Origin of the sequence: Bradyrhizobium tunisiense, from assembly GCF_042263385.1 — a bacterium.
GTDB classification, from domain to species: domain Bacteria; phylum Pseudomonadota; class Alphaproteobacteria; order Rhizobiales; family Xanthobacteraceae; genus Bradyrhizobium; species Bradyrhizobium tunisiense.
In genome coordinates, this window is the sequence record NZ_JBHLEV010000003.1 from 917,836 (window position 1) to 933,400 (window position 15,565).

General features: G+C 64.8%; 23 protein-coding genes and 1 riboswitch. Of the genes, 7 read left to right on the plus strand and 16 right to left on the minus strand.

Annotated features, from left to right (window positions below; genetic code table 11):
• Positions 1–86: 86 nt before the first annotated feature.
• Both ACFDR6_RS17680 and bfr read left to right on the plus strand, forming a co-directional pair.
• Positions 87–359: a (2Fe-2S)-binding protein gene (locus ACFDR6_RS17680; RefSeq protein ID WP_212080543.1), complete on the plus strand. Its 273-nt coding sequence runs from the start codon at positions 87–89 to the stop codon at positions 357–359.
• A 132-nt stretch (positions 360–491) separates the two neighbouring features.
• On the plus strand, positions 492–980 hold the full coding sequence (gene bfr, locus ACFDR6_RS17685) for a bacterioferritin (RefSeq protein WP_008556076.1): 489 nt from the start codon (positions 492–494) through the stop codon (positions 978–980).
• 206 nt (positions 981–1,186) lie between these two features.
• Here bfr and ACFDR6_RS17690 read toward each other — a convergent pair whose 3' ends face one another.
• A complete protein-coding gene (locus tag ACFDR6_RS17690) occupies positions 1,187–1,789 on the minus strand; it encodes an MSMEG_1061 family FMN-dependent PPOX-type flavoprotein (protein WP_375858997.1) in 603 nt (200 codons plus the stop codon).
• 71 nt (positions 1,790–1,860) lie between these two features.
• On the minus strand, positions 1,861–2,214 hold the full coding sequence (locus ACFDR6_RS17695) for a hypothetical protein (protein WP_375858998.1): 354 nt from the start codon (positions 2,212–2,214) through the stop codon (positions 1,861–1,863).
• A gap of 243 nt (positions 2,215–2,457) precedes the next feature.
• Here ACFDR6_RS17695 and ACFDR6_RS17700 point away from each other — a divergent pair, with 243 nt between their 5' ends.
• Both ACFDR6_RS17700 and ACFDR6_RS17705 read left to right on the plus strand, forming a co-directional pair.
• A complete protein-coding gene (locus tag ACFDR6_RS17700; RefSeq protein ID WP_212080546.1) occupies positions 2,458–2,724 on the plus strand; it encodes a DUF2277 domain-containing protein in 267 nt (88 codons plus the stop codon).
• A gap of 96 nt (positions 2,725–2,820) precedes the next feature.
• Entirely contained in the window at positions 2,821–3,042 is a 222-nt protein-coding gene (locus ACFDR6_RS17705) for a hypothetical protein (RefSeq protein ID WP_212080547.1), read from the plus strand.
• A 149-nt stretch (positions 3,043–3,191) separates the two neighbouring features.
• Here the strand turns inward: ACFDR6_RS17705 and ACFDR6_RS17710 are convergent, their stop codons facing one another.
• The 3 genes from ACFDR6_RS17710 to ACFDR6_RS17720 form a co-directional block, all read right to left on the minus strand.
• The gene (locus tag ACFDR6_RS17710; protein WP_375858999.1) at positions 3,192–3,713 is read right to left on the minus strand and encodes a collagen-like domain-containing protein; all 522 of its coding nucleotides are present in this window, start codon (positions 3,711–3,713) and stop codon (positions 3,192–3,194) included.
• A gap of 112 nt (positions 3,714–3,825) precedes the next feature.
• Positions 3,826–4,074: a helix-turn-helix domain-containing protein gene (locus tag ACFDR6_RS17715; RefSeq protein ID WP_063201937.1), complete on the minus strand. Its 249-nt coding sequence runs from the start codon at positions 4,072–4,074 to the stop codon at positions 3,826–3,828.
• Positions 4,075–4,258: 184 nt separating this feature from the next.
• Positions 4,259–5,026, minus strand: coding sequence for an SDR family NAD(P)-dependent oxidoreductase (locus ACFDR6_RS17720; RefSeq protein WP_375859000.1), 768 nt, complete (start codon positions 5,024–5,026; stop codon positions 4,259–4,261).
• Between the two features lie 111 nt (positions 5,027–5,137).
• Between ACFDR6_RS17720 and ACFDR6_RS17725 the strand changes: the two genes are divergently transcribed.
• A complete protein-coding gene (locus ACFDR6_RS17725; protein WP_375859001.1) occupies positions 5,138–5,635 on the plus strand; it encodes a J domain-containing protein in 498 nt (165 codons plus the stop codon).
• 91 nt (positions 5,636–5,726) lie between these two features.
• On the opposite strand, the gene ACFDR6_RS17730 is transcribed toward ACFDR6_RS17725, so the two are convergent.
• From ACFDR6_RS17730 to ACFDR6_RS17745, 4 genes are all read right to left on the minus strand, one after another.
• Entirely contained in the window at positions 5,727–5,978 is a 252-nt protein-coding gene (locus tag ACFDR6_RS17730) for a hypothetical protein (RefSeq protein WP_212080551.1), read from the minus strand.
• Positions 5,979–6,215: 237 nt separating this feature from the next.
• Complete coding sequence (locus ACFDR6_RS17735) at positions 6,216–6,476, minus strand: hypothetical protein (protein WP_212080552.1); 261 nt, start codon at positions 6,474–6,476, stop codon at positions 6,216–6,218.
• Between the two features lie 146 nt (positions 6,477–6,622).
• Complete coding sequence (locus ACFDR6_RS17740) at positions 6,623–7,006, minus strand: RidA family protein (RefSeq protein ID WP_375859002.1); 384 nt, start codon at positions 7,004–7,006, stop codon at positions 6,623–6,625.
• Between the two features lie 224 nt (positions 7,007–7,230).
• Complete coding sequence (locus ACFDR6_RS17745; RefSeq protein ID WP_375859003.1) at positions 7,231–7,404, minus strand: hypothetical protein; 174 nt, start codon at positions 7,402–7,404, stop codon at positions 7,231–7,233.
• Positions 7,405–7,460: 56 nt separating this feature from the next.
• On the opposite strand from ACFDR6_RS17745, the gene ACFDR6_RS17750 reads away from it, so the two are divergent.
• Positions 7,461–7,895: a hypothetical protein gene (locus ACFDR6_RS17750; RefSeq protein ID WP_375859004.1), complete on the plus strand. Its 435-nt coding sequence runs from the start codon at positions 7,461–7,463 to the stop codon at positions 7,893–7,895.
• Between the two features lie 225 nt (positions 7,896–8,120).
• Positions 8,121–8,666: an HD domain-containing protein gene (locus ACFDR6_RS17755; RefSeq protein ID WP_317242487.1), complete on the plus strand. Its 546-nt coding sequence runs from the start codon at positions 8,121–8,123 to the stop codon at positions 8,664–8,666.
• Positions 8,667–8,670: 4 nt separating this feature from the next.
• Here ACFDR6_RS17755 and ACFDR6_RS17760 read toward each other — a convergent pair whose 3' ends face one another.
• The 7 genes from ACFDR6_RS17760 to ACFDR6_RS17790 all read right to left on the minus strand — a co-directional run bounded on the left by ACFDR6_RS17760 (position 8,671) and on the right by ACFDR6_RS17790 (position 15,372).
• Complete coding sequence (locus tag ACFDR6_RS17760; RefSeq protein ID WP_375859005.1) at positions 8,671–9,330, minus strand: glutathione S-transferase family protein; 660 nt, start codon at positions 9,328–9,330, stop codon at positions 8,671–8,673.
• Positions 9,331–9,583: 253 nt separating this feature from the next.
• Positions 9,584–10,036, minus strand: coding sequence for a mismatch-specific DNA-glycosylase (locus ACFDR6_RS17765; protein ID WP_375859006.1), 453 nt, complete (start codon positions 10,034–10,036; stop codon positions 9,584–9,586).
• A 416-nt stretch (positions 10,037–10,452) separates the two neighbouring features.
• On the minus strand, positions 10,453–12,351 hold the full coding sequence (gene thiC, locus ACFDR6_RS17770; protein ID WP_375859007.1) for a phosphomethylpyrimidine synthase ThiC: 1,899 nt from the start codon (positions 12,349–12,351) through the stop codon (positions 10,453–10,455).
• A 263-nt stretch (positions 12,352–12,614) separates the two neighbouring features.
• Positions 12,615–13,220, minus strand: coding sequence for a thiamine phosphate synthase (locus ACFDR6_RS17775; RefSeq protein ID WP_375859008.1), 606 nt, complete (start codon positions 13,218–13,220; stop codon positions 12,615–12,617).
• On the minus strand, positions 13,207–13,989 hold the full coding sequence (locus ACFDR6_RS17780) for a thiazole synthase (RefSeq protein WP_375859009.1): 783 nt from the start codon (positions 13,987–13,989) through the stop codon (positions 13,207–13,209). Before ACFDR6_RS17780 ends, ACFDR6_RS17775 begins: the two co-directional genes overlap by 14 nt.
• A gap of 172 nt (positions 13,990–14,161) precedes the next feature.
• Positions 14,162–14,359, minus strand: coding sequence for a sulfur carrier protein ThiS (gene thiS, locus ACFDR6_RS17785; protein WP_317242495.1), 198 nt, complete (start codon positions 14,357–14,359; stop codon positions 14,162–14,164).
• Entirely contained in the window at positions 14,350–15,372 is a 1,023-nt protein-coding gene (locus tag ACFDR6_RS17790; protein ID WP_317242496.1) for an FAD-dependent oxidoreductase, read from the minus strand. Before ACFDR6_RS17790 ends, thiS begins: the two co-directional genes overlap by 10 nt.
• Positions 15,360–15,500: riboswitch (TPP riboswitch) on the minus strand. (Overlaps the previous gene by 13 nt.)
• Positions 15,501–15,565: the final 65 nt, after the last annotated feature.

The following is a 15,565-nucleotide window of genomic DNA, read 5'->3' on the forward strand; positions in this document are numbered from 1 at the left end:
AGCTTCAAATACTGCTTTTTCCTTTTGCATCCGGCCGGCCCGTTAAATATCGATGGTGACGCATCACCGAAGGGCCTGCCGCTTCCATGATCGTTTGTTCCTGTAACGTGCTGAGCGATGACGACATCCGCGCCGCCGTCGCCGAGTCGGACGACGCCGTGCGCCATGCCAAGCAGGTCTATGGATGCCTCGGCTGTAGCGCCGAATGTGGCCGATGTGCCCGGACGATCAAGACCATCATCGACGAAGCGCTTGGCCCCTGCGCCCAGTCCTGCTGCTCGGGCTGCCCGCACAGCCACACCGTGGCCGCGAATGACGAGGCGGCCGAGACCCGCCAGTTCGCCCTCGCGGCTTGCTGAAATCTTCATCCGATCGGCTGAGCTTTTCCCCGGCCGCATCTCCGTGGCTGGTTGCCCTCGCCCGGAAACTGATTTAGAAGTATTCTAAATTCGGTTTTGGGCCGATTTGGACTGCAAGAGCTGGAGTGGACCATGCAGGGCGACGCAAAAGTCATCGACTATCTCAACAAGGCACTGCGTCACGAACTGACTGCGATCAACCAGTACTGGCTGCACTACCGCTTCCTCGACAATTGGGGTCTCCTCGACATGGCCAAGGTCTGGCGCAAGGAGTCCATCGAGGAGATGGAGCATGCCGACAAGCTCACCGCGCGCATCCTGTTCTTCGACGGCTTCCCGAACATGCAGGTGCTCGATCCCCTGCGTATCGGCCAGAACGTCAAGGAGATCATCGAGTGCGATCTCGCCGCCGAGATGAGCGCGCGCGCGCTCTACCAGGAAGCGGCGACCTACTGCCACGGCGCCAAGGACTACGTCACGCGAGACCTGTTCGAGAAGCTGATGAGCGACGAGGAGCACCACATCGACTTCCTCGAAACCCAACTCGATTTGATCGGCCGCATCGGCCTCGAACTCTACACCCAGAAGCACGTCGGCGGGCTCGAGGGCGAGGGGCATTAAGCTCCGGCCTTAGCCACGCACCCGGTGTCGTCCCTGCGCAAGCGGGGACCCATCCCACGTGATCTATCTGCAAGTGTCGGTGTTCGTACCGGCGGATAGGTTCTTCACTGCGAGCCTTCGCCAAACCACTCCCTGTGGTTATGGATCCCGGATCGGCGCACGCTAAGGCGCGCTTGTCCGGGACGACACGGTGATTGCCGCGCCAGCTACAGCTGCGACTTGTAGAGCTCCTCAACGACCTCCTGGCTCTGCCGTTCGCCCAAGCCGGTCTGGTCGTGAATGACCTCGATGATGCTCGGCATCACCGAGCGCTGCACCTTCTCGGGCGACCACAGCTTCGAGCGCATCAGCGCCTTGCCGCAGTGGAAATAGACTTCGCTGACCGCGACGTTCAGCACCGCGCGCGGCGGCTTGCCGAATTCCACCATGGAGGCAAGCAGATCCGGATCGGCCGACAGCGTGCCGCGTCCGCCGACGCGCAGCGTCTCGTCGATCCCGGGCACGAAGAACAGCAGATGCACGAAGCCCGAGCCTTCGACGACATTGCGAAAACTGTCGATCCGGTTGTTGCCGGAGCGGTCAGGCATCAATAGCTGGTTGGGACCTGCGACATGGACGAAGCCGATGCCGCCGCCGCGTGGCGAGGCATCGACGCTGCCGTCGGCGCCCGACGTCGCGAGCACGCAGAACGGCGACATCTCGATGAATTTCCTGGCATGCGCATCGATCGCGGGACGCGCTTTCGCGATCACGCGCGGGCTCGGCTTGGCATAGATGGTGGCGAGGTCTTCGGCGCAAAGATCGGTCAACGGCATGCCTCCGCATCAGCTTTGCGACAAGCTACCCGATCGGGCCGCCTCAGCCAACGAAATCCATCATGCTAGACTGCATCCGCCGGCACGAAGCAGTTGATGATGATGGCGCCGCGGTGGTGAACGTACCAGACCACGGCCTGGCCGACCGGATTGCCCTGGCCGCGGATGATGGCGCGTTCGGGCACCTCCATCCATTGTCCCTCGATCGGCACCCAATAGGCGCCGCTCCGTACGTCGTAATCGGTGCGATGGCCGTCGGAGATGTCGCAACAGGGCACGCCGTTCGGCGCGATCACGCTCTTGAACCAGGCCCGGATGTCGGGCGGGACGTGATCATATTGCCCGTTGTCGAACGCGAACGCGGCGCTCGTCAGCGCCGTCATCGCGGTCAGCCAAACGCACAGTGCGAGCCTGTGCATGCGATCCTCCTCGTCGCGCCGTCCCATTCGCGCGAGTTCTTGCTCGCGTCGATTCCATCGTCGAGGCGATTAAGCCCGAGCTGTCAGCGCATTGCATGCTCAAATAATATGCGGCGTGAAGGCGTGGCATATGATGCGTTGCGATATCGGGGCGCGACGCCGCGGAACTCAACAGAAGCGCGGGAAGGATGTAGGATTTCGCCGCCGCCGATCGTCTTTGAGGGAAACATCCGGAGAGACTGCATGTGTCGCAACATCAAGACGCTGTTCAACTTCGATCCGCCGGCGACGGAGGATGAGATCCACGCCAGCGCGCTCCAGTTCGTGCGAAAACTGTCCGGCTTCAACAAGCCGTCGCAGGCCAACGAGGCGGCGTTCGACCGTGCGGTGGCGGAGGTCTCGGAGGCCGCGCGGAAACTCCTGACGTCGCTGCACACCCATGCGCCGACGCGCGACCGCGAGGTCGAGGCGGAAAGGGCCAGGGAACGCTCACGGCTGCGGTTCGGCTAGGGATCGTCGAAAGCCATTCCGTGATCTGGCTCACGGAAGAAGGCCGCTTGGTGCGTGATGATGTTCGCCGGGGTTTTTACAGCCCGGAGCAGAGTCATGAGCCGCCCCCTTCTTCCGCTGAAAGCAGGTGCCATCATCTTCACGTTGCTGTGGACGGCGTGGATGATGTGGTGGAGCGGCTCGTTCTCGAGCGCAAACGTGATCATCCTCGCTCTGTGCGGCGCCGCGGTCGGCTATCTCTGGTATCGCGCCATGCGCTGGCAGTTCGAGCGCATGGGCATGCTGCCGCGCAAGGACGATGCTTCCGGCACGTCTTGATTTGGCTCGTGTCCCGGACGCGGTGCGGCGCTAAGTGCCGCTTCGCAGAGCAGGGGCCCGGAAATCGTCAGCGCAGGTCTCGGAGACATGGGCCCCGGCTCAGCAGCGCAGCATTGCATGCCGCGCTGCGTCCGGGGGCAGGAGAGCGGTCACTGATCCTTGCCGTGCTTCTTCTTTTTCTTCTTTTTCTTGTGATCGTCGCCTTCGCCGACCTCGCTCTCGTCGTCGGCGATCGGCTCGTCAGCTTCCTGCACGGCGGCCTCCAGCGCTTCGCGTTCGGCGGCTTCGCGCTCGCGTTGGCGGCGACGCTCGTCCCAGGCGTCGAACAGTTGCTCGAGCCACGGCAGCACCTGTTCGATCGATGGCAACTGACCGGGCGGCCCGGCCTCGCCGCGCGGGCCTTGCGGACCCGCGGGCCCCTGCGGTCCGGCAGGACCCTGTGCGCCAATTGCCCCGCGTGGACCCGCCTCGCCCTGCTTGCCTTGCGGACCGGGCTTACCTTGCGGCCCCGCCTTTCCGATCGGCCCCGGCTTGCCCTGCGGACCAGGCTTGCCGCGCGCGCCGTCCGGCCCGCGTCGGCCGGGATGACCCTGCGGCCCCGGCCGTCCCGGCTCGCCCTGCCGCCCGCGCGGTCCCTGAGGTCCCTGCCGTCGTCCCTGATCGTCTGCCACGCCGCTGCTCCCTTTAACGGACGCAAGCTACTTAGCGGCGTTTGACGACAGCAGCAATTCCGCCCGTGTTTCACAGGGGACCGGTCAACACCAATCGGCCCGCAACCGCGCGCTAATCCTGATAGGCGGGCACGTCGATGCCGGAGGCGGCATAGATCCTGATCTTGTTGCGCAGCGTGCGGACCGACAACCCGAGCACGCGCGAGGCGCGGGTGCGGTTGCCGTCGCAGCGCGCCAGGGTCTGGAGCACGAGCTCGCGCTCGACCTCGTCGACGGTCGCACCGATCAGCAACGGAACGATCTGGTTAGGAGCAAGAAATTGTGCGCCCGGCTCGGACGCAGCGACATGAACAGTGGTCATCAACACACTCCCCGATCAACGCCCGCTACCATCGTTGGAAGCGGATCGAGAACAAACGACCCCCAAGCCGTAGATCCACGGTGGTCGGGTTTGGTTAATGAAAGGTTAACCGCGCCCGAACGCACCAGATGACCCCAGGAATGCCGCGAAGCCGCCGCGATTGGCGGAGGACCGAGTGATGTTCTCACACCGTTCGATAGCCGCCATCCACCATCACGATGGTTCCCGTGACATAGGCCGACAGATCCGAGGCCAGGAAGAGTGCGGGGCCGACGATGTCCTCGGGCTTGCCGGTGCGCGCCAGCGGGGTGTGGTCGACGAAGGCCTGCACCAGCGCCGGATTGGTCGCGCGCACATTGGCGTTGATGTTGGTCTCGATGAAGCCGGGCCCGATCGCGTTGACGCGCACGCCTTCCTTGCCGAGTTCGACCGCGAGTGCCTTGGTGAAGCCGAGCACGCCGTGCTTCGAAGTCGTGTAAGCCGCCGAGCTCGGCGTACGCAGGTGCACGAAGGACTGGATCGAGCCGATATTGACGATGCGGCCCTTGCTCGCGCGCAAGGGTGCGAGGAAGGCCTGCGTCATGTTGAAGACGCCGTTGAGATTGAGCGAGATGATGTCGTTCCAGTCCTTTGCCACCGTCTCCGTCTCTGCGGTGAAGGCGTTGCGGCGGGTGATGCCGGCATTGTTGACGAGGATCGAGACCTGCCCGACCTTGTCCGCGACTTGCCTGGCGAGCGCGAAGCAGTCGTCCCGCCTGGTCACATCGAGCGCGAAGCTCTCGGCCTTGCCGCCCGATTTTCGGATATCCTGGGCGGCCTCCGCGACGGTGTCGGAATTGACGTCGAGCAGCACGACTTGCGCGCCCTCGCGCGCATAGCCGGCGGCGATCGCGCGGCCGATGCCGGAACCGGCGCCGGTGACGACGGCGATGTGGTTTGCGAGCAGTGCCATGACATATTCCTCCCGATTTCTTTTCGAAGTTTCACGAAACGCTAACTCGAAATTAAGGGGTCGGAAACGGCGGCCTTGGCATACTGATCTTGATTGCTAAACGTTGCGCGCATGATGGAACGGCTCGACGCCCGGCTCGACTCCTGGAAACTGGCCCTTGAACGCCTTCGGTCGGCGCAATCTGCCGACTTCGCCGAGGCGGGCCGGCTCGTGGCCGAGATCGCACGGACGAGCACGGACACCATGCTGCGCCAGGCCGCCGAGCAGGCGCTTCCGGTGCTGCGCCAGGCCGCGGGCAATGACGATCACGGCGTCACACTGGCGGCCCAGCGCCGTCTCGGCGTGGTGCTCGATGTCGTCCACGATCTGACCGCGCCGCGCTTCGGCCGCCGCAACGCCATGCCGAAGAAGCTGTCCACCGAAGATCGCGCGCGCAAGATGCTCGGCCTGCCGCTCGCGGTGCAGCTCACCTGCGAGGACATCAACCAGGCCTATCGCCGCGCCGCCAAGGGCCTGCATCCCGACCACGGCGGTAGCGCGCAAGCCTTCATCGACCTCGCCGCCGCGCGCGACGTCCTGATCCATCCCGGCGCGCACAAGGACGTGTGAGAGCACGTCAACGTTCGTTCACGCGGAGCACAAAAAAACCGGGCAAGGACGCTGGCGCCCTTGCCCGGCCTTTCGTCCGCCGATCGAAATCCTACCAGGTGCACTTGCCGGTCTTGAGCGCGGTATCCTTCATCGCGAGCGCGTCGATGAATGTCGGCACCGAGGCGCTGGCGCGCTGATAACCGGCGGGCCACGGCGTGGTCGGGATGCTCTCGTCCCAGATCTGGCAGAAGCCGCTGTCCTGCCAGCGGACCAGGTGATACCCGGCCTCGGCGGGGCTCGCGGCGACGAATGCAGTGACGGCAAGGCCTGCGGCAGCGCACAGCACGGAAATACGACGCATGATCAGCTCCTCAAAATGAATGATGTGATGCGCCTCCCGGCAATGCGGGGAGGGCTGGTGCCGGACGCTCTGAGAATGCGCCCCGGACAAGATGTGAGTAGTTCCGCCTGCCCGTCAGGTTCAAAGCGCGCGGGCGGGAAAATGCGTGATTTCGGCCGGAAAACGCCGGGCCGCGGCAAAAGGAAAGGGCGGATCGCTCGCGCGACCCGCCCTTCAAATTCGATCCGTCGCTCGAGCTCAGAGCGTGCAGCGGCGCTCGCCGCGCAACTTGATCTGGAGGTCTGAGGCTTGCTGGAAGGTCGGGAAGGACTTGCTGACGACCTTGTAGGTCGACACGCCGAACTGGAACGGCTTGTGCTGAAGGTCCTCGTTCCAGATTTGGCAGATGCCGGTGTTATCCCAGCGGATCACGTAATACCCGACTTTGGCCGAGGCCGGCACGGCAAAGACGGAGGTGGCGATGCCGGCAACGGCACAGAGGGCGAGAACGCGACGCATGAAATATCTCCTTGTGGGGAAGTAGGACCTGAAAATTCGTGCGGTAAAAGCAGCTTCTTTGCAAGCCGGGGAGCGGCGTTTCACGGATATGTCAGTCGCGCCCGCGCATTTGGTTTGGCCGCGTGCCCGACAAGTCACAGGCAGGCTCACTTCGACAGCGAGGCCACTGCCTCGATCTCGATCAGCATCTTCGGATCGGGCAGGGCCTGCACCACGCACGTGGTGCGCGCGGGGTAGGGCGGCGGGCCGAAGGCGCCGGCATAGAGCGCGTTCATGGCGGCAACGTCTGTGGCGCGGGTCAGAAGCACGTTGACCTTGGCGAGGTCGGCCGTGGTGGCGCCGGCCTCGTCCAGCACGCGGCGGATGTTGACGACGACATTAGCGAACTGCGCCTCGAAACCATCCGGCAGCGCGCCGTTCGCATCGAAGCCGGGAATGCCGGAGACGAACAGGAGATCGCCGACGCGCGTCGCAAAGGACAGCGGCGGCGCCTTGACGTGCGGCGGGGGCGCGAAATGCTGGATCGGCATGGGGTCACCTCGAAGACGGTCGCGGACGCGGCAAACGTAGCGGCAGGCGACGGCGGCTCAAACCAAAAAATGCGAATACAACCCCATGCACAGTAGGGATGAGGTGGAAATCGTTGGGGCTTTTGAGGTTCGGGAAGGGCGAAAATGATCGTTTGCTTCGCCGGGCAAAACACGGGCATGATGGGATGATGCGGTTGCCTGGGCTTCCGACAAAAGCTCCACTGTCATGCCCCGGCCTTGACCGGGGCATCCAGTACGCTGCAGCCTCTCGGTTCGATCACTGCCGTCGCGGAGTACTGGATCGCCCGGTCAAGCCGGGCGATGACAGATTGAATGCCTGGCGACGAGCGCGCCCCACGCTCATCCATCATGTTGCCGCCCTGATCCATCAGATACATTCCCTTCGTCTGATTCGAATCCTTTCCCCCGAGAAAAACAGCCCCCGGAGACACTCATGAAGCTCGCATCCACCTTCCGCGCCGCGCTGGTTACCATTGCCACCCTGGCCGGACTGTCGACTTCGGCGATGGCCGACGGCGGCACGGTGACGCTGACGATCTACAAGGCGGGCTGGATCATCGGCGGTTCCGGCGGCTCGGGCGTCCTCAACTTCCGCGGCCGCTCCTACGGGCTGTCCACCGGCGGGCTCGACTACGGCCTCGTCTTCGGCGGCTCGAAGACCGTGCTGCGCGGCCGCGTCTCCAACATCAACCGTCCCTCCGACGTCGCCGGCGTCTACGGCGCCGCCGGTGCCGGCATCGCCGTCGGCTCCGGCGCCCGCGCCATCGTGCTGACCAACCAGAAGGGCGCGGTGCTGGAACTGTCGGGCAGGCAGGTCGGCCTGATGGCGAACGCGGATCTCAGCGGGCTTGCGATCACGATGCGGTAGAAGACGCTCTGGTAGGGTGGGCAAAGGCGCGCAAGCGCCGTGCCCACCATTCTTTTCCGTATCCAGGAAAGACGTGGGCACGCTTCGCTTTGCCCACCCTACGATTTACTGCGATTTTCGATCCGAGCGCCGCACGAGTCCGCCGCGGCACACGCGAGATTGGCGCGTGCTCGAGCGCGCGAAGACGCTGTTCGAGGAATTGTTCGAGGAGTGAGGCCCTTGCCCATGACCCGCGACGAACTGGCCGCCGCCTATGCGGCGCCCGGCCGCCACTATCACAATCTCTCGCACATCGAGGATTGCCTCGCCGCGCTCGCACGCGTCGAGGGTCTCTCGGCCGCCGAGCGCGAGACGCTGTCGGAGGCGATCTGGTGGCACGATGTCGTCTACGACCCGACCCGGTCGGACAATGAGGAGCGCAGCGCGGAGCTCGCCGAGCAGCACGTCCGCGCCGAGCTTCGTCAGGAGGTCGGCCGCCTGATCCGCCTGACCAGGACGCACGACGTTGCCGCCGGCGACCGCCTCGGGGCGATCCTGATCTCGATCGACCTCAGCATTCTCGGCGCCGCCCCCGCGCGCTACGACGCCTATGCCGCCGCGATCCGCCGCGAATTCATCCATGTCGGCGAGAACGACTATCGCGTCGGCCGTGCCCGCGTGCTCCGCCATTTCGCGGCACGCGAGGTCATCTTTCCCGATCCGGACTTCGCCGCGACCTTCGACCGCCAGGCGCGTGCCAACCTCGCGCGCGAGCTGGCGTCGCTGAGCTGAGCGGCTACTCCGCCTGCGAACGCGATGCGGCGTTGAACACCGAAAGCTGCGCCTCGAAGGCACGCTTGAAGGCCGGCCGTGCCTCGCCGCGGGCGACATAGGCGGCGATGGCGGGATGCTCATCGAGCACGCCGGACGTATTAAGCCGGCGCAGCACCGTCACCATCATGAGATCGCCGGCACTGAACGCGCCGTCGAGCCAGTCGGCACCACTGATGCGAGCGGACAATTCGCCGAGCATGGTGCGGACGCGATCCTGCAGCATGGGCAGCCGCTCCGCGTGCCAGCTCTTGTCCCGCTCGAACAGCATGGCCATGGTGAGCTCGACGATCGGCGGCTCGACCGTGCTCAGCGCGGCGAACATCCACGCGATCGCGCGGGCGCGCGCATTGGCGTTCTTGGGCAGCAAGCCATCGTGGCGCTCGGCGATATGCAACACGATCGCGCCGGATTCGAACAGCGCGAGATCGCCGTCCTCATAGGTCGGGATCTGCCTGAACGGATGCAGCGCAAGATGCGCGGGCTCCTTCATCGCGGCGAACGAGACGAGCCGAACGTCATAGGGCAGGCCGACCTCTTCGAGCGCCCAGCGCACCCTCATGTCGCGCGCCTGCCCGCGGCCGCGGTCGGGCGAGGATTCGAAGGCGGTGATGGTGGGGGGCATGTCCGGTCTCCGGGGTGATCATTTCCAGGACGAATGACGGATGCGGTCTCCGACAGACTGTGCGCGAAATATCGGTGGTGGCGTGCCCCGGACGCAGTGCAGCGCGCCCCTGGCGATGCGAAGCATCGTCCAGTGCGGCGCGATGCGCTGCAGAGCCGGGGCCCATGACGAACGCGTGCCGGAGCTTCTGGGTCCCGGGTCTGCGCTACGCTGGCCCGGGACACGAGAGCAGATGCAATCCGGCAGTCGCCGTTCAGGGTGCGCGACCAATCCACGCCGCCAGTTCGCGCCACGGCTCCAGCGTCCAATGCCCGGACGCTGCTCCGGATGGCGAGGGCAGCACGAATATCTGGGGCAGGCTCTCGTCGCGCGCCTGCCGCCCCAGCGCGATCCCGCTCGACGGCCGGCCGTAAAACAAGCTCGCCGCCTTCTTGCTCGTGAACGCAATCGTGCGCGGCCGGTACGTCTCCATCTTCGCCTTGAAGCCCGGCACGTCGATCGCCTCCGCCGCGATCTGATGATCCATCCCGGCGCCCGTCTTGCAGAGATCGGTGAAGCCGATCCCGAGCGCGATCAACTCCGCAAACTCGCTCGGCTGATAGCGCCGCGGCGTGATCCCGGCCTCATGGAGCGCGCGCCAGAACCGGTTGCCGGGATGGGCGTAGTAGTGCCCGAGCTCGGCCGAGCGCGTCGAGGCGGCGGTCATGATACTCGATGTCTTTATCGACGATCTTTTGCGAAGCGGGGAAACGAAAAAGGCCCAAGCCATTTTGATGAGCTTGTTCTATGTAATTCGGGACCGGAATTTGGGAAAGCCGTCGCAAACAAAATTTCAAATTGATCCCTTGTCGATACTGTTGAAGTATCGACTAGACCTTCGCTTAGACAATAGGTGGCGATCTCACCAACTCGCTGGTGCAATTAGTCGCCTTCGAAAGAAGATGGGTCTGGGTGCCTAGTGGAGGGGCGCTCTGACCGCTCCTCCACTAGACGACCGATTCCAAGAAACCGATCATATGCCGGCTACCAATTTGACTGAATATTCCGGCTGCTTTCGGGGGTCCCATATGCTTCGAACTTTGGAAGCGCTCGTCTAGGCAGTAGAAATCGCATTCAGCTCCCTCACAACACCCGATTACTCTCCTTCACCTTCTCCGCATCCAGATAAACGCTGCTCCCCATCTCCTTGAACTTCGCGCTCATCTGCTTCATGCCGTCTTCGGCGGTGCCGGCCAGCGACATGCCCACCGAGTTCGGGTCGTTCAGCGTCGCCGCATAATCCCGCACGTCCTGCGTGATCTTCATCGAGCAGAATTTCGGGCCGCACATCGAGCAGAAATGGGCGACCTTGTGGGCTTCCTTCGGCAGGGTTTCGTCGTGGAAGTTCTTGGCGGTCTCGGGGTCGAGGCCGAGGTTGAACTGGTCGGTCCAGCGGAAGTCGAACCGCGCGCGGGAGAGGGCGTCGTCGCGCAGTTGCGCGGCGGGGTGGCCCTTGGCGAGATCGCTGGCGTGGGCGGCGATCTTGTAGGTGATGACGCCGGTCTTGACGTCGTTGCGATCGGGCAGGCCGAGATGCTCCTTCGGCGTGACGTAGCAGAGCATGGCGCAGCCGAACCAGCCGATCATGGCGGCGCCGATGCCGGAGGTGATGTGGTCATAGCCCGGCGCGATGTCGGTGGTCAGCGGTCCCAACGTGTAGAACGGCGCCTCGCCGCACTCCTTGAGCTGCTTGTCCATGTTGATCTTGATCTTGTGCATCGGCACGTGGCCGGGACCCTCGATCATGACCTGGCAGCCCTTGTCCCACGCGATCTTCGTCAGCTCGCCGAGGGTCTCCAGCTCCGCGAACTGCGCGCGGTCGTTGGCGTCGGCGATCGAGCCCGGGCGCAGGCCGTCGCCGAGCGAGAACGAGACGTCATATTTGCGCATGAGGTCGCAGATCTCGTCGAAATGCGTGTAGAGGAAGCTCTCCTTGTGATGCGCCAGGCACCACTTCGCCATGATCGAGCCGCCTCTGGAGACGATGCCGGTGACGCGGCTGGCGGTGAGGTGGATGTATTGCAGGCGCACGCCGGCGTGGATGGTGAAATAGTCGACGCCCTGCTCGCACTGCTCGATCAGCGTGTCCTTGTAGAGCTCCCAGGTCAGCTGCACGGGATCGCCGTTGCACTTCTCCAGCGCCTGATAAATGGGAACGGTGCCGATCGGCACCGGCGAGTTGCGCAAGATCCATTCGCGCGTGGTGTGGATGTTGCGGCCCGTGGAGAGGTCCATCACGGTGTCGGCGCCCCAGCGGATCGCCCACACCATCTTCTCCACCTCTTCCTCGACCGACGACGTCACCGCCGAGTTGCCGATATTGGCGTTGATCTTGGTCAGGAAGTTGCGGCCGATGATCATCGGCTCGAGCTCGGAATGGTTGATGTTGGAAGGGATGATGGCGCGGCCGCGCGCGATCTCGTCGCGGACGAATTCCGGGGTGATGAAGGCGGGCACCGCGGCGCCAAAGCTCTCGCCGTCGGCGAGGGCTGCTTCGGCGCGCTCGAGCTGCTGCTTGCGGCCGAGATTCTCGCGGGCGGCGACGTAGATCATCTCCTTGGTGATGATGCCGGCGCGGGCGAATTCGAGCTGGGTGATCTTGTGGCCGTCGAGGCCGCGCAGCGGCTTGTGATAGGCGCTGAACGCGCGCGCGGCCTTGTCGGCGGAGACGCCGCCATTGTCCTCCGGCTTGATCTGGCGGCCCTCATATTCCTCGACGCCGCCGCGCTCCAGCACCCATTGCTTGCGGCTCCGGGGAAGGCCGGCATTGACGTCGATGGTGACGGAGGGATCGGTGTAGGGGCCCGAGGTGTCGTACACCGGCAGGTTGGGCTCGCCGGCGCCTTCGGAGAGAATGATCTCGCGCAGGGGCACGCGCAGGTCGGGCGCTGCATCGGGCGTGGCGAAGATCTTGCGCGAGGAGGGAAGGGGGCCGGTGGTGACGGCGGGGACGGTTTTTTCGGGATTGGAGCGGATGTTCATGGGGATCCTCCTTTACAGGGCGTCGTTCCGGACGGACCGCATTGCGGTCCGATCCGGAACCTCGAGGTTATTGAGCGAGATTCCGGGTTCACGCTTCGCGTGCCCCGGAATGACGCCGGTGGGTAGGCTCGCTGTCATCCCCGCGAAAGCGGGGATCCAGTATTCCAGAGACCGTAGTGAGCTACGGAGAAGCCGCGGCGTACTGGATCGCCCGGTCAAGCCGGGCGATGACATTGGAGGGTGGGGTGAGAGCACTGAGTGCATCACGCCGCCTCCTCCAGGCTGAGCCATTGCCGAACCCGCGCATCGGGGTCGGCGTTTTGCGTGACATCGGAGACCACCGCGATCGAATCCGCCCCCGCGGCAAAAATTTCCGCGGCGTGCTCGAACTTGATGCCGCCGATCGCGACCAGCGGGATGGTGCCGATGCGCTTCTTCCATTCGGTGATCTTCGGAATGCCCTGCGGCTCGAAGCGCATCGACTTCAGCGTGGTGAAGAAGATCGGGCCCAGCGCGACGTAGTCGGGCTTTGCGGCCAGCGCGGTTTCAAGCTCGGCATCGTCATGGGTGGAGATGCCGAGGGACAGGCCGGCCTCGCGGATCGCCTTGAGATCGGCATCGGCAAGATCCTCCTGGCCGAGATGCAGATATTTGGCGCCGGCGACGATCGCAGCGCGCCAATAGTCGTTCACGACCAGCTTGGCTTGCGTTCCTTCCGTGATCGCCAGCGCGTCGGTGACCATCTGCAGGGCCTGCCCATCGTCGAGCTCCTTGGCGCGCAGCTGGATGGTGCCGACGCCGAGCTTGGTCAGGCGCTCGACCCACGCAAGGCTGTCGACGACGGGATAGAAGCGATCAGGATACGGCATGCCAGAACGGGGTCCCAACGACAGGGGTGGAGGGGGAGGCGAAGTCGCGGGCGTTCATCAGCCCGGCTTCGTAAGCAGTGCGGCCGGCCTCAATACCGAGGCGGAAGGCGTTGGCCATTGCGACGGGATCTCCGGCCTTGGCGATCGCGGTGTTGAGCAGCACGGCGTCATAGCCGAGCTCGAGCGCCTGCGCGGCGTGCGAGGGCGCACCGAGGCCGGCGTCGACCACCAGCGTGATATCGGGCAGCCGATCGCGCAGCAGCTTCAGCGCATCGCGATTGGTGATGCCTTTCGCGCTGCCGATGGGGGCTGCCCACGGCATCACCACCTTGCAGCCGGCATCGACCAGGCGGTTCGCGACCGAGAGATCCTCGGTGCAATAGGGGAACACTTCAAAACCGTCCTTGACCAGAATGGTGGCGGCTTCGACCAGGCCGACCACGTCGGGCTGCAGCGTGTCGTTGTCGGCGATCACTTCGAGCTTGATCCAGGTCGTGCCGAACAATTCGCGGGCGAGCTTTGCGGTGGTCACGGCTTCGCGCACCGTGCGGCAGCCGGCGGTGTTCGGCAGCACGGTGACGTCGAGCTCGCGGATCAGATTCCAGAACGCATCGCCAGTCTTGCCGCCGGCGGATTCGCGCCGCAGCGACACCGTGACGATGTTGGCGCCCGAGGCGCGGATCGCGGACTGCATGATCGCAGGCGAAGGATAGAGCGCGCTGCCGATCAGGAGGCGGGAGGCGAAGGTCTTGCCGTAGAAGGTCACCATGTGGAAGGTGTCTCCTTGAAGAATGGTGTCAGCCAAAACGAAGCTGTCATCCCCGCGAAGGCGGGGATCCAGTACGCCGGGGCCGTCCGGCTGGAAACGTGAAGCCGCGGCGTACTGGATCGCCCGGTCAAGCCGGGCGATGACAGCGGAGTGTTTGGTGAAAGCATCCCGCTCACCCTCCCTGCCGCGGCGTGATGATCTCGATCTCGTCGCCGGCCTTCAGTGCCGTCTCGGCCCAGCGGCTTTTCGGCACGACGTCGTAGTTCAGCGCGATGGCGAAATGGGTGCCCTCGTAGTCGAGCTCGGCGAGCAGCGCGTCGACGCTGGCCGCGCTGATCTCCCGCGCCTCGCCGTTGACGATCACGCGCATTGCATCACCTCGTTGTCGATCTGGCCGCGCTCGACATAGGCGAGCGTCAGCTCGGCGAGCGCGGGCGCGATCAGGAAGCCGTGGCGGTAGAGACCGTTGACGGTGATCCTGCGGCCGCGGATGCCGATGCGCGGCAAATTGTCGGGAAAAGCAGGACGAAGCCCGGAGCCGAATTCGACGATGCGGGCCTCGCCGAACGCGGGGTGCACGGTGTAAGCCGCGCCGAGCAGCTCCAGCGCGGAGCGGACGCTGACGCCGGTGTCCTCGGCCTCGATCGAGGTCGCGCCCAGCATGAACAGATTGTCCTCGCGCGGGATCACGTAGAGCGGCCAGCGCGGATGCATCAGCCGCACCGGGCGTGCAAGCTGCACCTCACTGGTCTCGATCAGGATCATCTCGCCCTTGACGCCGCGAAGCTCCGGCTGTTCGTCGCGCGCGCCGAGGCCGCGGCAGTCGATCACGATGCCCTCGGAATCCTGTGCGAGATCGGTGGCTGAAACGTCGCTGCAGAATTTGATGGTGCCGCCGGCGGCGCGGATGCGCTCGTGAAGCTGCGGCAGCACGCGGCGCGGCTCGACATGGCCCTCGGCCGGGAAGAACAGCGCGTCGCGGAAGCGGCCCTCCAGCGACGGTTCGAGCTCGGCGAGGCTGGCTGCGTCGAGCCGGCGGTGATCCTCGGTCATGCGGGCGAAACGCTCGAAATCGCTGCGTTCGCGCGGATGGGCGACCACGAGCGAGCCGTTGAACGGCGTGTCCGGCAGCTCGCGCCGCCAGATGTCCAGCGAGCGCAGCCCCAGGCGGCTGATGATGGGTTCGGCGACCTCGGCCTCGCAATAGGGCGCGAGCATGCCGCCGGCCCAATGGCTGGTGGCGTCCGTCATCGCCTCGTCACCGCGCTCGTGCAAGGTCACGGCATGGCCGGCCTGTGCGAACAGCAGGGCCTGCCAGGCGCCCGCAATGCCTGCGCCGATGATGGATACCGGTGAATCCGGCCGCTTGGTCGTCTGCAACATCCCTGTCCCTTCGCCGGCATGACCCGGATCAGGTTCAAAGGGTCACCGCGGTCCTGGCAAGCCGGTCGATCGGCATTGCCCATTTAGCGGTATCTCAGCTCCTCCTCGGAGCACCCCTCGGAACGGCTCTAATGTAGGACAGTGACAGGCCGTGTCAACGCGTCTGCCACAGGGCAGTCATTCCGGGATGGTG